18 protein-coding genes are annotated in these 14955 nt (G+C 46.7%); 1 reads left to right on the forward strand and 17 read right to left on the reverse strand.

The window, feature by feature from the left end; all coding sequences use genetic code 11:
* From KOL94_RS13360 to KOL94_RS13430, 15 genes are all read right to left on the reverse strand, one after another.
* Complete coding sequence (locus KOL94_RS13360) at positions 1-1023, reverse strand: TRAP transporter substrate-binding protein (RefSeq protein ID WP_221566894.1); 1023 nt, start codon at positions 1021-1023, stop codon at positions 1-3.
* A 348-nt stretch (positions 1024-1371) separates the two neighbouring features.
* A complete protein-coding gene (locus tag KOL94_RS13365) occupies positions 1372-1584 on the reverse strand; it encodes a 2-hydroxymuconate tautomerase (protein ID WP_221566895.1) in 213 nt (70 codons plus the stop codon).
* 19 nt (positions 1585-1603) lie between these two features.
* Positions 1604-2392, reverse strand: coding sequence for a 2-keto-4-pentenoate hydratase (locus KOL94_RS13370; protein WP_221566896.1), 789 nt, complete (start codon positions 2390-2392; stop codon positions 1604-1606).
* Positions 2393-2405: 13 nt separating this feature from the next.
* Positions 2406-3425: a 4-hydroxy-2-oxovalerate aldolase gene (dmpG, locus tag KOL94_RS13375; RefSeq protein ID WP_221566897.1), complete on the reverse strand. Its 1020-nt coding sequence runs from the start codon at positions 3423-3425 to the stop codon at positions 2406-2408.
* A gap of 15 nt (positions 3426-3440) precedes the next feature.
* Positions 3441-4322: an acetaldehyde dehydrogenase (acetylating) gene (locus KOL94_RS13380; protein ID WP_221566898.1), complete on the reverse strand. Its 882-nt coding sequence runs from the start codon at positions 4320-4322 to the stop codon at positions 3441-3443.
* A 33-nt stretch (positions 4323-4355) separates the two neighbouring features.
* On the reverse strand, positions 4356-5138 hold the full coding sequence (locus tag KOL94_RS13385; protein WP_221566899.1) for a 2-keto-4-pentenoate hydratase: 783 nt from the start codon (positions 5136-5138) through the stop codon (positions 4356-4358).
* Positions 5139-5163: 25 nt separating this feature from the next.
* The gene (locus KOL94_RS13390) at positions 5164-6639 is read right to left on the reverse strand and encodes an aldehyde dehydrogenase (RefSeq protein WP_221566900.1); all 1476 of its coding nucleotides are present in this window, start codon (positions 6637-6639) and stop codon (positions 5164-5166) included.
* A 374-nt stretch (positions 6640-7013) separates the two neighbouring features.
* Positions 7014-7472 carry a RidA family protein gene (locus KOL94_RS13395; protein WP_221566901.1) on the reverse strand — a complete coding sequence of 153 codons (459 nt, stop codon included), beginning with the start codon at positions 7470-7472 and terminating at the stop codon, positions 7014-7016.
* Positions 7414-8475: an amidohydrolase family protein gene (locus KOL94_RS13400; RefSeq protein ID WP_221566902.1), complete on the reverse strand. Its 1062-nt coding sequence runs from the start codon at positions 8473-8475 to the stop codon at positions 7414-7416. Before KOL94_RS13400 ends, KOL94_RS13395 begins: the two co-directional genes overlap by 59 nt.
* Entirely contained in the window at positions 8472-9026 is a 555-nt protein-coding gene (locus tag KOL94_RS13405; RefSeq protein ID WP_221566904.1) for a 3-hydroxyanthranilate 3,4-dioxygenase, read from the reverse strand. The genes KOL94_RS13400 and KOL94_RS13405 overlap by 4 nt, the downstream gene beginning before the upstream one ends.
* Positions 9027-9082: 56 nt before the next feature.
* Positions 9083-9832: an IclR family transcriptional regulator gene (locus tag KOL94_RS13410; RefSeq protein WP_221566905.1), complete on the reverse strand. Its 750-nt coding sequence runs from the start codon at positions 9830-9832 to the stop codon at positions 9083-9085.
* A gap of 147 nt (positions 9833-9979) precedes the next feature.
* Positions 9980-11464 carry a 4-hydroxyphenylacetate 3-hydroxylase family protein gene (locus KOL94_RS13415; RefSeq protein ID WP_221566906.1) on the reverse strand — a complete coding sequence of 495 codons (1485 nt, stop codon included), beginning with the start codon at positions 11462-11464 and terminating at the stop codon, positions 9980-9982.
* 22 nt (positions 11465-11486) lie between these two features.
* A complete protein-coding gene (locus KOL94_RS13420; RefSeq protein ID WP_221566907.1) occupies positions 11487-11969 on the reverse strand; it encodes a flavin reductase family protein in 483 nt (160 codons plus the stop codon).
* 181 nt (positions 11970-12150) lie between these two features.
* A complete protein-coding gene (locus tag KOL94_RS13425; RefSeq protein WP_221566908.1) occupies positions 12151-12378 on the reverse strand; it encodes a DUF2198 family protein in 228 nt (75 codons plus the stop codon).
* Between the two features lie 122 nt (positions 12379-12500).
* Complete coding sequence (locus KOL94_RS13430; RefSeq protein WP_221566909.1) at positions 12501-12923, reverse strand: hypothetical protein; 423 nt, start codon at positions 12921-12923, stop codon at positions 12501-12503.
* Between the two features lie 143 nt (positions 12924-13066).
* On the opposite strand from KOL94_RS13430, the gene KOL94_RS13435 reads away from it, so the two are divergent.
* Positions 13067-13681 (forward strand): nuclease-related domain-containing protein, encoded by a 615-nt coding sequence (locus KOL94_RS13435; protein WP_221566910.1) that lies wholly within the window; start codon positions 13067-13069, stop codon positions 13679-13681.
* Positions 13682-14275: 594 nt separating this feature from the next.
* Here KOL94_RS13435 and KOL94_RS13440 read toward each other — a convergent pair.
* Positions 14276-14656 (reverse strand): hypothetical protein, encoded by a 381-nt coding sequence (locus tag KOL94_RS13440; protein ID WP_221566911.1) that lies wholly within the window; start codon positions 14654-14656, stop codon positions 14276-14278.
* 28 nt (positions 14657-14684) lie between these two features.
* Complete coding sequence (locus KOL94_RS13445; protein ID WP_221566912.1) at positions 14685-14939, reverse strand: type B 50S ribosomal protein L31; 255 nt, start codon at positions 14937-14939, stop codon at positions 14685-14687.
* Positions 14940-14955: the final 16 nt, after the last annotated feature.

Consider the following 14955-nt stretch of genomic DNA (forward strand, 5'->3'; position numbering starts at 1 on the left):
TCAGTCACGGAAGGTGTCGATGAATTCTTGAATGAGAGGGTCTTGTTTTCCGTACTTTTCATCAAATTGTTGTTTATACGGATCAAAGAGCGCCGGATCGATTTCATAGATATCCATGCCTTCATCCTTAAGGGTCTGTTTGAACTCTTCTTCCTGATCCGCTCTTGTCATCGCAGAATATTCTGCAGCTGCAGCAATCGCTTCGCGGATGATTTTCTGGTCCGCTTCTGGCATTCCTTCGAACGTCTTCTTGTTTACGATAGCAACCGCAGGCCAGACCATGTGATTCGATACGAGACCATAGTCGACGACTTCATAGTATTTGTTCGTGATTGTTGCATCGAGGTCCATGTCCATTCCATCGATGACACCCGTTTGCGCAGCAGAATAGACTTCAGGAAGAGGAAGACCTTCGGTTGAAGCTCCAGTTGATGTATAGAAATCCTGCATAGGAGGACTTGGTGTCACTCGAAGCTTGAGACCCTTCATGTCCTCAGGCTTTTCTACTTTTTTATCCTTGAATAACATAACGCGTTGCCCCGCAAAGAAATAATCCAGTCCAACCATTCCTTGCTCATCTAACGTCCCGAGGATTTTCTTCGCGACCTCACTTTCACGTGCATCATTCGCTTCGTGCAGATCTTCGAAAGCATAAGGTGTGAACCATGCTGCGAAGGATGGAGAACGCGAACTCATATAAGCAGCTGTTATGAATCCGAAATCAACCGACCCTGCAGAGATTTGTTCGACCATATCCGCTTCCGTCCCTAACTGACTGGATGGATAGATTTCAAGTTGCATCCGCCCATCAGAGCGCTTGTCCAATTCTTCGGCGAACTTTTCAGCAGCTTTGTGCCACATGTGACTTGGCGGTGTGATATGTGCCAGCTTGAACTGATACGTTTCATCCAATTCGCCGCTAGCCGAATTTGCTGTCCCGTCACTTCCCTTATTACAAGCAGCTGTGAAAATCAACAATACCGCCATTGCAAAAAACGAGATACCTTTCATAAACTTCCTCATTGATACCCCTCCATTTTTAAAAATTAGGCTTTGTTAATCTGCTTTGTTGATTTTACGCGAAATTCACGACACTCCTGCGGGAACAGCGAGCCAGGTGAGACCCCGCAACGAACTGTGCAAGTTCGTGAGGAGGCTTACGAAAGTGGGTTAATGCAGAGAAGTGATGTCTAGCTCAGCGACCAGTCACTTGGATCACTTCAAACTTCCTGCGGCGGCGACAGCCTCCTCGTCCGTTTTCCAGTGACCTGCGTAACTAATCGGGTCGCTTCCACTTTTCGTTTGCCCGCGGAAAGGGAGTGAATTTCGAAGAAATATTCAAAAGCCGTTTTGAACACAACTTATATATATCTAAGGAGCAGTCATTTTTTTTTTGAGCTTTTCATCCGCTTTCGATATACCGCCGGCAGCCCAGTTTTCATCCGGAATTTCGTAAAGGAGAACCCGGATTCGGTCATGATCGGTCCCGGTGCTGCGGTGGATCGCTTCTGTCACTTCTTTTATCAGTGAACGTTTCTGTTCCTTGGTGCGCCCTTCAATGATGTGTATTTGTGCAATCGGCAATTACCGTTCCTCCTCCAGCTCATCCTTCAACACGCAGATTCAACGACCCAAGCTGATCGTAGCGTACTTCGATATGGTCTCCATCACTGACATCCACCGCTTCTGTAAAACCTCCGACAAGGATGACCTGACCAGGTTTGATCGTCTGGCCCTCGCGGCTAAGCATTTTCGCTAGCATCGCGACAGACCTCACTGGATGCCCGAGTACCGCTGCACCCGTTCCTGAGTGGAGCAATTCGCCATTCCGGAACATCGCGACCCCCATTTCATCCCAGGCTGTGTGATACGGTGAAAAAGCCTGGTCACCAAGAATGAACTTCGTCGACGATGCGTTATCCGCAATCACATCAACAAGTGTGAACGAAAAGTTCTTATAACGGCTGTCGATCACTTCGATCGCCGGGAAGATACATTCCGTCGCCATCCATACATCTCTCGGTGTGACGTTTTCGCCACTTAATTCTTTTTTCAAAACGAACGCGATTTCCGGTTCAACACGCGGGTGGATCAAGTTTTCAAGAGGCAGCACCGGATCGGATAACTCCATCGATTGCGTCAATCGGCCATAAATCGGTTCATCCACACCGACTGAAACCTGCTTCGCCTTGCTCGTTAGCCCCATTTTCCAGCCGACCATCCGATCCCCGCGCTCTTCCTTATAATCGATGCACATTTTCTGGATTTCATACGCCTCTTCTACAGTCAGAGACGGATTGTCGATCGTCACTTTATCCATATCCTGACCGGTCGTCTGATGGGACTCGATTTTTTTAGCCAGGTGTTTCAAATCTACTTGTTTCACTTCCATTTAAATCTCCTCCTTATCCGACAGGTGCTCGTTTTTCTGCCAGTTCACTCGCTACATCAATGATCATATCCTCTTGTCCGCCAACAACACGGCGAGCCCCGAGTTCGACGAGAATGTCACGCGCATCAATCGCGAACTTTTCTGCAGCCCGATTCGCATGTAAAAGGAAACTCGAATAGACACCTGCATAGCCTAGCACTAGGCTACCTTTCGTAATTTCCTGTGGCTGTGGTAAAATCGGAGCCACTGTATCTTCTGCCAGGTCCATCATTTTATAAAGATCGATTCCGGTTCCAATTCCAAGTCGATCGAGCACGGAGACAAGCACCTCCGTCTGCGTGTTTCCAGCGCCTGCCCCTAGACAACGGACGCTGCCGTCGACCCAGGTCGCGCCTTCTTCAAGAGCGACGATCGAATTCGCCATTGCTAAGGAAAGGTTGTTGTGCCCATGGAACCCGATGTTGATCGATAATCGGTCCTTCAACGCACGGATCCGCTCCTTAACCTGGTGTGGAAGCAACGCCCCTGCTGAATCGACGACATACACCGTATCCGCACCATAGCTTTCCATCAGTTGCGCTTGCTCTACGAGTTTTTCGACCGGAACCATATGCGCCATCATCAAAAACCCTACCGTCTCCAACCCGAGCTCTTTTGCAAGCTTGATATGCTGGCGTGATACATCCGCTTCGGTCACATGTGTCGCAACCCGTACCATTCGCGCACCTAAGTTCGCCGCTTCTTTCAGTTCAGTGACGGTTCCGATCCCCGGTAAAAGAAGAACCCCGATTTTCGCCTGTTTGCAAACAGAGACAGCCGCTTCGATCAACTCCATCTCATTCGTTGCGGATCGGCCGTATTGCAGCGAGGAACCGCCAATGCCATCCCCATGTGAAACCTCGATATACGGAACATTCGCCTCGTCAAGCTTTCTCGCGACTGCTGTCACTTGATCGACCGTAAACTGATGGCCGATCGCATGACTTCCATCCCTCAAAGCCACTTCCACTATCGTTACATCCCGTTTTGTCATCGCACTTCTCCTTTCCTATGCATTCTGGACGAGCCGATTCTTCGCCAACTCTTCCGCTACCTTGACCGCAGATGCCGTCATGATATCGAGGTTGCCAGAGTAGTTTGGAAGATAATCACCCGCTCCTTCCACCTCTAGGAAAACCGTCACTTGATTGCCGTCAAAAATCGGCTCTGTCCGGACCCTATAACCAGGAACATACACTTGTACGGTTTTAACCATCTCCATGATCGAGGATGTGATTTTCTCTTGATCACACTCGCTTTCCTTAACGAGACAATAGACCGTGTTCCGCATTAGAATTGGCGGTTCAGCAGGGTTTAGAATGATGATCGCTTTTCCTTTGTCCGCGCCACCGATTTCCTCGATCCCTTTCGCAGTCGTATACGTAAATTCATCGATATTCGCTCTCGTTCCAGGTCCTGCACTTTTACTGGCGATCGTCGCGACAATTTCGGCATACTCCACATCAGCCACTTTGTTGACGGCGTGGACGACCGGAATCGTAGCCTGGCCGCCACACGTGATCATGTTCACATCAGGTTCATCAAGATGAGCACCTAGATTCACCGGTGGTACGACGAATGGTCCTATAGCCGCGGGCGTCAAGTCGAGAACCTGCTTACCGGCTGATTTTAAAAGTTCCGAATGACGGTGGTGAGCCCTAGCGGAAGTCGCATCGAAAAGGATATCCGCAAGCTCCGGCTTTTCCATGAACCCATCGATGCCGTCATCGATGACTTCATAGCCGAACTCCCGTGCCATTCTCATCCCGTCTGAATTCGCATCGATTCCGATCATCGTCGTCATTTCAAGCGCATTTGACCGGCGAAGCTTCAACATAAGATCCGTACCGATGTTCCCCGAACCGATGATTCCTACTTTTATCTTGGACATCTCATCACTTCCTTTCATTAGATCACTCTTGCTTCAACCGTTGAACCGGACCGTCACTTCACCCAATGCGTCGAATGTCGCCCGGAATGTATCTCCTGGCATTGCATCGACTGCCGCTGAAAGAGCTCCTGACAAAATGACCTCCCCGGCTTTGAGCGAAACCCCGTAATCTGACAACTTGTTCGCAAGCCAGGCGACGCAATTTGCCGGATTTTCAAGAGCTGCCGCACCCATTCCCGAATTGACAGGCTCCTCATTTTTGTAAAGATCCATTTTTATAGCGGGCAGATCAACAGCACGGATCGGCACCTTATTTTCGCCTAATACATACAGGCCGGATGACGCATTATCGGCAATCGTATCTGGAAGTTTGATCTTCCAATCCGCGACACGGCTGTCGACGATCTCAAGTGCCGGCACGACATAAGCCGTCGCTTCATACACATCATCAGCTGTAACATTCGGACCGTGAAGATCCTTTCTTAAAACAAAGGCGATTTCCGCTTCCACTTTCGGCTGAAGAACTTTGTCAGCTGGAATTTCGTCGCCATTATCGATCACCATATCATCAAGCAGATGACCGTAATCCGGTTCACCAACCCCAAGAAGATCCTGCATCGCTTTTGACGTCAAACCAATCTTTTTCCCGACAATCCTTTGCCCGGAGTCGGTTTTTCGTTTAATCGTGGAAAGCTGGACTTGATAGGCTTCATCTATACTCAAATCAGGGTAAACCTCAGTGAGCGGTTGAACCCCTTTGCGATTTTGTACTGCCGTCACTAAATGCTCGGATAGCTCCTTCACTCTCTCTGTCATCAAATATGCCTCCTGGTTTTTCAAATCATAGTTTGATTGTTATGTTGGATAGTTCACTATAAAAATCAAAGCTGTGCATGCCGCCTTCACGGCCGATTCCACTCTGTTTCATGCCGCCGAACGGTGTACGCAGATCGCGCAGATACCACGTATTCACCCAGATGATCCCAGCCTCGATCTGATGCGCGACACGGTGGGCCCGACGCAGATCATTCGTCCAGATCGTCGTTCCCAATCCATAGTGTGTATCATTCGCCTGCTCAATGACCTCCTCTTCCGAATCAAAAGGCAAAACGGTAACGACTGGTCCGAAAATCTCTTCTTTCACGCACCGAGCATGAGGACCGAGACCTGATATGATCGTCGGTAAAATATAAAACCCTTTGTCGACGCCTTCTGGCCGGGTTCCTCCTGTCAGGATCTGCCCGCCTTCTTCTTTCGCAAGCTCGATATAACCATTGACACGGGTGTAGTGCTCCTTACTGATGACAGCACCAACCTTCGTTCCTTCTTCAAACGGATCGCCGACTTGAAGCTTGCCTGTTTCAGCGACGAATTTTTCGAGGAATTCGTCGTACGCCGGACGCTCTACATAGATCCGTGAGCCGCAAAGACAGACTTCCCCCTGGTTCATAAAGCTCGATTTCAGCGTCGTTTCGATCACTTCATCAAGGTCAGAATCCGCGAAAATGATGTTCGGGTTTTTCCCACCGAGCTCATACGATAATTTTTTCAAAGTCGGTGCCGCCGCTTTCATGATCGCAGACCCCGTCTTTGTTTCACCGGTGAACGTGACCGCATCGACATCGGGGTGCTCCGTAATCGCAGAACCAGCTGACTCTGGTCCAAATCCGTGAACAAGATTGATGACGCCGTCCGGTACGCCTGCTTCCTTACAGATTTCTGCTAGGACTGTTGCTGTCATCGGTGTCCATTCCGCTGGTTTCATGACCGCCGTATTCCCTGCCGCAAGACAAGGTGCCAGCTTCCACGTCAACAACAGCAATGGTAGATTCCAAGGATTGATCATGCCGACGACCCCAACTGGTCTCCGGATTGAATAATGGAGAGCAGCCTGGTCCTGTTGGTAAGCCTCCGTTCCCATAGACGTCAGGTAATCCGCGAAAAAGTGGAAATTATACGCTGCTCGAGGAATGTCGATTTCAAGCGCCATTTGATACGGCTTTCCGGTGTCCATCGATTCGAGGGCTGCCAATTCTTCGACTCTATCAAGAATCAGGTCGCCGATCTTGCGCAGGATGCTGGATCGCTCTCTGGTAGATAGGTCTTTCCATGGACCTTTCACCGCTTTTTTCGCAGCAGCAACAGCGAGATCGACCTCTTCCTTTCCACCTTCAGCCACCTGCCCCATCACTTCTTCTGTTGCAGGATTGATATTGTCAAAGGTTTTCAGATTGATAGAATCCACATATTGACCGTCGATAAAATGACGGCAGTTGATCGGTTGGATTTTTTGCAGGATTTTATCTTTTACTTGCACTTCCTCAACCTCCTATCGTATGTCATTCTTTGTAATGCTGAGCGTTTTTTCGGCTGTTCTAAAGCGGAATCCGGCGGGTTTCAGCTATATTCCGGCAGGTTCAGACCGATCCACCACTTTTAAAAGGAAATGGTGACGCGACGGCCACCATTCAAACTTCCTAACACAAATGTTCAAAAAGGACGAGAAACAGGGCCGTCACTGGTTAAAAACGTCAAGTCCTGTGATAACACCAGTACTAGCACGTCCTATGCGTCGAAAGTTCTAGGCGCGGCCGCCACTAGGACCAGATCGTATGTCATAATACGTGAGGACCCGAGGGGCAACACAACGAAGAAATTCGACTGCAATGTTTTCCGCACTTTTTTGAACTTCTACTCTACTTCAACAATCATCTCGATTTCGACCGCCGTATTATTCGGAAGCTGAGCCATGCCCAGCGCAGAGCGTGCATGAATCCCACGGTCTCCGAACACTTCGACGAGTAGATCAGAGGCCCCATTGATTACTTTAGGCTGATCGGTGAAATCCTCCGTGCAATTTACGAACCCTAACAGTTTTATGATGCGTGTCACTCTGCTCAGATCACCCAGCTCATATTTGAGGACGCTGAGCAGATTCAACATCGATTGCCGGGCAGCAGCATAGCCTTCCTCCAACGTCAGATTCCTTCCGAGCTTTCCATGGAATTCATCAACGCCTTGTCCTGCAGTGAAAATGAGATTCCCCACACGGACATGACTTACATAGTTCCCTACAGATGGCCGGACTTCTTTAAGTTGAAATCCCAGATTTTGCAGCTTCTCCTCTGGTGTTATCACTTTCTGCTCCATTCGTCCGCCCCTTTTCTTTTACATTTAAAAATCGTAATGCGTTTTCTCCAAGAATCATTTCTTTCTGTACTTCTGAAAGATCGGCAGTCTGTTCAATCACTTTTCCAGGCGGGATTTCCCTCAACAGGAACGGATAATCCGAGCCCATCATCACTCTCTCATAGCCAAAACGATCGATGAGATACTTCACATTCAAAGGATCATAGTTCAACGAATCGAAATAGAAGTTTTTCACATAGTGGCTCGGCGGATTCGTCGTCAAACGCAAGTGCGGCCATACATTCCATCCCTGATCCAACCTCGGCAGGATATAAGGGAACGAACCTCCACCATGCGCAAAACAAATCTTCAAGTCAGGGAACTTCTCAATCACACCGCTCCAGACAAGACTAGCAGCCGCAAGCGCCGTTTCACTCGGCATTCCGACCGTGTACATAAAATTGTGCCTAGGCGTCCGGTCTTTCGCGAGTGTCTCCCATGGATGGATGAACAATGGGACATTCCATTCCTCAGCCATACGGAAGAATTCGAGGAACTCCGGTGCATCCAGATTTTCACCATTCACGTTCGTCCCGATTTCGATTCCGTATAGATTCAAATCAGTGATACAACGCTCCATTTCTTTAATAGCAGCGGTACAATCCTGCATTGGCACCGTTCCTATCCCGATAAAACGATCTGGACGTTCTTTTACCGTTGCTGAAATGAAATCGTTCTGGATACGTGCCATATCAACCGCCGCTTCAACCGGCGCCCAATAGGAAAACGTCACCGGAATCGGGGAGAGCACCTGGATGTCGACTCCCTCCCGATCCATGTCCTGGATCCGCTTTTCAGCACTCCAAACCTGGTCCGTTACTTCACGGAACACTTTCCCACCAACCATGATGTTCGCTCCGCATGCACATGTCTGTTGAAGAATCGGCCAGCGTTCCTGACCATATTTTTCAGTAAAATCAGGCAGGTCATGCGGGATGATGTGTGTATGGAAATCTACCCTCATTTCCACTCATCTGCTTCTTCAGGCATCATATGACCACAGTTGTCACACTTCCTCAACTCAGGACTGCTGTTGAACTGTTCAATCGCACCTTTCACCTGTGTTTCAATATTCGTCAACTGGACCGTCACGCGGTGCATTTCATGGTCGCACTTATCACAGAACCAGACAAAATCTTCAAGCTCACCTTCGCCACGTTTCCGTTCGAGGACGATTCCGTAAGAGTTTGCAGTCCGATGCGGGGAATGAGGCACCATCGCCGGCAACATGAAGATATCCCCTTCACCGACCGTCACAACTTCACGCTCGCCTTTATCGTTGATACATTCGACATAACAGTTACCTTTTACTTGATAAAAGAACTCATCCGACGGATCAACATGGAAATCACGTCGCTTGTTTGGTCCACCGATCAGCATCGCAATGAACTCTGAATCCTCCCAGAGTACTTTGTTGTTGACCGGCGGCATCAAAAGGTCTTTATTGTCCTCAATGATTTTCATAAGATTTCCGACTCTATCATTCAATAAGCTTGTACCAGATTTAATGGCCATGATATTCCTCCTCATATTTTTAAAATGTTTATTTTGCGAAATTCATGTAAGCGTTATCACAAAACATTAATATAACCTAATTCATTTGAGATTGACTGTGCTGTCCGCACCACACTTTGGATGATGGTTCTGCTTTCGCTTCCCTGCATGTAAGAGATCGGACCGACCATATTGAGCGCGGCGACAGTTTGTCCTGTATACGTTTGGATCGGAGCAGCAACCGCATACATCCCATGTTCATTCTCGTTATTCGAAATCGAGTAGCCCTGTTTCCGAATCTGCTTTAGTTCAAGCATTAGCTTGTCCACACAAGTGATCGTGTTCGGAGCTCGTTGCAGCAGACCTTTCGAAATCGTCGGTTGGATGAACGAAGGGTTGTACGCAAGCAATACCTTCCCCGTGCTTGTACAATAGGCTGGCTTTTTTGCGCCAACATAGGTAGGTACCGACATAGAATCTTTGGCAGCAACTTTCAGCACGAACCGAACCTCGCCAGCATCGAACATCCCGATATGAACTGTGCCCTGGTATTTCCGTATCAGATTTTCCACGATCGGAATCGCTTCGTTATAAATATCCTGTTGATACATGACGTGGTTACTCCACTCTAATAACTTCCATCCGAGGCGATACTTTTTCCGACTATCTTGAATGAGAATCCCTTCCTGGCAAAGTGTACGGATGAGATGATGCGTCGTACTAGGATTCATCTCTAATTTCCGTGCAATTTCAAGATTACCCAGAGCCGGTTCTTCATTCGTAAAACAATTTAGAATTTTCGTAATTTTATTGATAGACGAAATCACATGCCCACTCTCCTTTTAATATCACACATAGAAATCCGAGCGAGTGATTTGACAAAAATCACTCCAGATAGAGTATTAGATAAGTGGTAGTCGTTTCCTTTATTAATTATTTAAAATTTTTAGATTCAAAAAATGAACGAATCAGATTTAATTTTTAATCAATTGCTTTTTATGCATATCCGAAGCGCCATCCAACGCATCCTTCACCATTGCGAAATCATACTTGCGCTTGAATCCGTCATAGAACCAGCCCAATCTTCTTAGTGGATCTCCTGAATAATAGCGCTCGTATTGCAGCAAGCGTTGTCCGAATGCTTCACCCGATAGATCCCATGCGAGCTTGAACAGTTGGACACGATCTTCAGAAGACACACCCTCTCGTCCAACATAATACTTGTCGACGATCGGCTTCAGTTCTGGATTGTCGAAGTCAGCTCCCATCGGCGACATCAACAAGCCACCAGCTCCAATCGTCTGGATGATTTCAATTGCACGTGGATAAAGTTTCGGCAGCATACCTCTGATCGTTTCAAGCGGCGCTGAACCAGGACGTAATTCACCTTGTGGCGTCGTTTCATATTCATACTCGGAAACTCTCAACAAGGCTCTGATCGCTTCAACCGATTGGATGAGCTCTCCCAATTGTGTTTTAACGTTGAGGTACCCGTCCACACCGATGGAATCTGCCAGTTTACAAGCAACCTCCATTGCAAATGATAGTTTTACCAGACCTCTAACTCCGGATTGATGCGCAGGCTGGATTCCTATTCCTGTCTTCGGATATAAAAGGTTCGCCGCTTCCACGTTCTGGTTGATGAACACACGGTTCCACGGAACGAATACATCTTCAAAAACGAGAAGCGCATCCATTTCCTCAAACCTCGAGGCAAGTGGATGATCGAACAACGAACGTTTTCCGTCCTGCGCTGGTTCACGGCACATAATTTTAAGTCCAGGCGTGTCGATTGGCAACGCAAACGCGATCGCATGCTTTTCGTCTCCCGGCTGGAACCCAGGGAATGAGTAGATGATGACCTCATCCGTAATCGGTGCGAGCGTTGCAAGCATCTTCGCTCCACGAACGACTAGTCCGTCCGGCTTCTCTTCCACCACTCCTAGATGAGTAAACGCATCTTCCTGCTCATGGGATGCTTTGCTTCTGTCGTTTTGCGGATTAATGATCGCGTGGGTCAAAAAGACATCGTTGTCACGAACATGCTGGAAGTAATTGATCATATTTTCGCCCCATTGCGGGTCATATTGATTCAAAAACCACGTGTTACTTGCCATCGATGTGATCGTTACGTTCAAGAAATCGGGTGTCCGTCCCATCGTACCGAACGTCGCTTTCGACCAGATTTCAAACAGATCGCTTCTCGCTTTCAAGTCCTCGAATTTCCTCGGGACAAGGAATGAGTTGTTTACGCGCTCACCCGTCTCTTCACAAATGTGCGTGATCCGATCCTGATATTCCGGGTCATGCTGCATGTCATAGAGCTTCGCGATTTCATGGATCGGCTGCCTGAACACATCTTCTGCATAGACGTCATCGATTTTACGACCGCCCAACCACACCTCAGGTTTTCTCGAACGCAACCCTTTGATATACTGTTCACCTGTTCTGATCCCCATTGAATCTCCTCCTTTTTGTGCTTTACTTTTTCAAGTAGTTGTCGATTTCTTTCGTCTGGGAGAACTTCCCCTGATAAAAAACGAGTGCATCTCCGTCCGTGTAAGAAAAATCCTGTATTTTTCCAAGATATAAAACATGGTCACCGCCGTCATATTCTTTCCATGGTGAACACTCGATCGTGGCAAGCGTGTCCTTGATTTTCGGTCCAAGGAACGTTTCCTCCCATTCAATCTCCAGCCCTTGCTGCTCCTTACCGGCAAATTGCCATGCGATCGCCTCTTGACCTGAAGCCAGGATATTCACGACAAAAGATTGATTCTTCAACCCGGCGCACGCTTTCGCCTTTTTGTCGATTGAAACAAGCACAAGCGGTGGATCCAAAGAAACAGACGTAAAGGAATTGACCGTTATGCCATTCTTCACTTTATCTTCCCCCGCCCACGTCACAACCGTCACCCCGGTGGCAAATCGACCGAAACAATTCCGTAATTCACGTGTATCCACTCAGTCACCTCCATAAAAAGTAAAATCTGTCATTACTATAAAGGGAATGACAAAATCGAACAATCGAGTTATTTCACATTATGAAATTTAATCAGATTTTTTTGAAAAATCTGATTTATTCCTGCGTGGAGATGTTTTTTCTCGACAAAAAAAGAGCGTCTATCTCATGATGAAATAGGCGCTAGCTCCACTTTTTATCCACTTTTTTACCGACACGGAATGAAAAATATCCACCGATCAATGTGCCGATCACTCCAGTTACGACGGTCCAATAAGATTCGAAATCCATGAAAATGAAGATCATGATGACGATGCTGAGACCAATCGCAACCCAACGATTATACGTTACACGCACGAGAAATGGTATAAGAATAACAGGCAAAATAAGTGCCCCGAAAATTTCAATCATTATGTAAAAAGACGCCTCCTTGAAACTCCTGACTTCGGCATATAGTCCATTATACGCCTTAAGAGCTGCGTAATTCAATCTAATCAAATCAAAACCGCCCATTGGACGGTTTTAGACATATTTTACGCGTTCCCTATCGCCATACCCGTAAAAGTTACTGGACCGATTACAGCCCCCTGGTTCAGAAGCCCCTGAGAGTTGGTCAATTCAATCGTGATCGAATAGGCTTGTGGGCCCGCAGGTACATTGAAATCTACGGCATTGAATGAAACAGTCCGATTGTTTTCTACAGAAACATCTATCTGGGATGTTGTTGTAAAAATGATCTGTGAACCACGGAAAATTTTAATTAACACGATTGGCGTACCTAAAGTCGCTTCCCATCCTATTGTTGCTGTCAGTTCAACCTGATTTGTATTGGTGGGTATGGAAAGGCCGAATTCTGCTAGTTTAATCGTTGCCGGAGATGCGGGGATGACACGGTTCAAAGCGCCGTTACTGGTTGCTGGTGCACTCACATTATAATCTAGTATTTGTTTTGCCATTTTTTCACCTCCTCTTATAATCTATGATTTTGATGGGGAAAGGTTTGGACAAGCGTGTAAGTCTATTATGAAAATAGTAGATTTAGGAGGAGAAGCACCTTTTTTAGAGAAAACATTCTTCATCAAGAAAAGGAGTTGATGCAATGATCATGAAGGAAAGAACAGAACCGGTGAAAATTCCTAAGTTGGAAGCCCAATTAAGACGGCTCCCCTACCTCCATCCACAATACCCACTGATCGAAAAAGAACTGGCCATGTGTAAGGCGGGTTACCGAGGTGAACAAGCACTTGATTACTATTTAGAGTACCTCCCCGAAAAAAACTACTACATTTTCCACGACCTCCGCCTCTTCGACATCCACCACTATTTTCAAATCGATACGTTAATCGTCACCCCTTATTTCATGCTTATTGTCGAAGTGAAAAATATAGCAGGCAAGCTCAGATTCGACGAAATCAACCAGATGGTCCGGTCGAAGGATGGGATGGAAGAAGGTTTGCCAGACCCATTTCTGCAACTGCAATGGCTATCTAGAAAATTGGCCCACTTGCTCCAGATCCACAATCTCCCCCCTCTCCCGATTAATCACATCGTCGTTATCAGCCGCCCATCCACCATCATCGAAACCTCAGAATATACTCCTGAAAAATTGACCCACAGCTCCAACCTCCCTTTGAGATCGAAGCACTCAGAAAAACCTTTCCAGAAGAGGTGTACAGTAAAAAACAGCTCAAGAAGTTATCTAAGCTATTGGTGAAAAAACATACACCGCAGGATCCGGATGTGATGAAGCAGTTCAAGATAGAGCCTGCGGAATTGCTGACAGGCGTCTATTGTGCGAAATGTAAAACAATGACGATGGAGCGAAAGCACGGCAGATGGATTTGTTCGAACTGCTCACACATATCTAAAGACGCACATATAGAGGCATTGAAGGACTATAGAATGTTGGTAGGTAGTTCTATATCAAATAGAGAGCTGCGGGATTTTCTTAACATCTCATCCAGTTACGTGGCTAAAACACTACTTAGATCAACGAATTTTCCTACTGAAGGCACTAAAAAGGGAAGAAGGTACAAGATCACATTTTAGAAATTACCGATATATTTCGAGTTTGCACCGATATTTTTGAGATTCGCACTGTTATTTTTCAGATTTGCACCGATATTTCTGAAGTTTGCACCGATAAATCACGAGTTTGCACCGATATCCCACATCCGGCACTTTCTCCGCCCCTCTCCTAATAAGGTTGCGCTGCTCTGCACCTCTCCATTTCATTCAAAACTGCCTGATTCAGCGCCAAAATTCATTCAAAAAGGAAAAAACCGCCCACTGGACGGTTTTCATCAACTTAATCATTTTTAAATTGGATCTTTTGCGTATCCATGTACAGCAAAAACGCTGCTTTTTTATCGTCATTCTTTCTTTTTCTCATCAAGTCACTGCAGTCTACCCAATTGATTAGTTGCAGCTTCAACGCCAACTCTGTATCGATCTCCTTTTCGATCTCTTTCATTAATCTTTTGGTTTCTCTGACAGAACGTTTGAAATACGTTGCTGCTTGGTGAAGGGGAGAATGCTTTTTTAGTAGATTCAAAAACTGATCAGTAGTATCAGACTGCTCAGCTAAAGAATCTTCCAGAGCAACTATGAATTTATATAGATCCCGCTTATGATTGGGAAGAGCCTCAATAATTTCCCTCGCCAGCATTTCAGACAAATAATCGTTCATCTAAATCTCTCCTTGTGTGTGATGATTTTTATTTGCCTGTGTTCATATTGTATTTTTTTAAGAAACGTTCTGCACGTCCCCCACGGTCAGAGAACTTCTGTCTTCCCGTATAAAAAGGATGCGTATCTGAGCTGACTTCCACCTTGATCAATGGATAGGTGTTCCCATCCTCCCATTCGATTGTATCAGGTGATTCCATTGAGGAACCGCTCAGAAATTTATAACCGCTGTTCGTGTCCATAAAAACCACTCGTCGATATTCTGGATGTATTCCTTTTTTCACTTGTACCGCTCCTTAT

Source organism: Alkalihalobacillus sp. TS-13, assembly GCF_019720915.1.
Taxonomy (GTDB): domain Bacteria; phylum Bacillota; class Bacilli; order Bacillales; family Fictibacillaceae; genus Pseudalkalibacillus.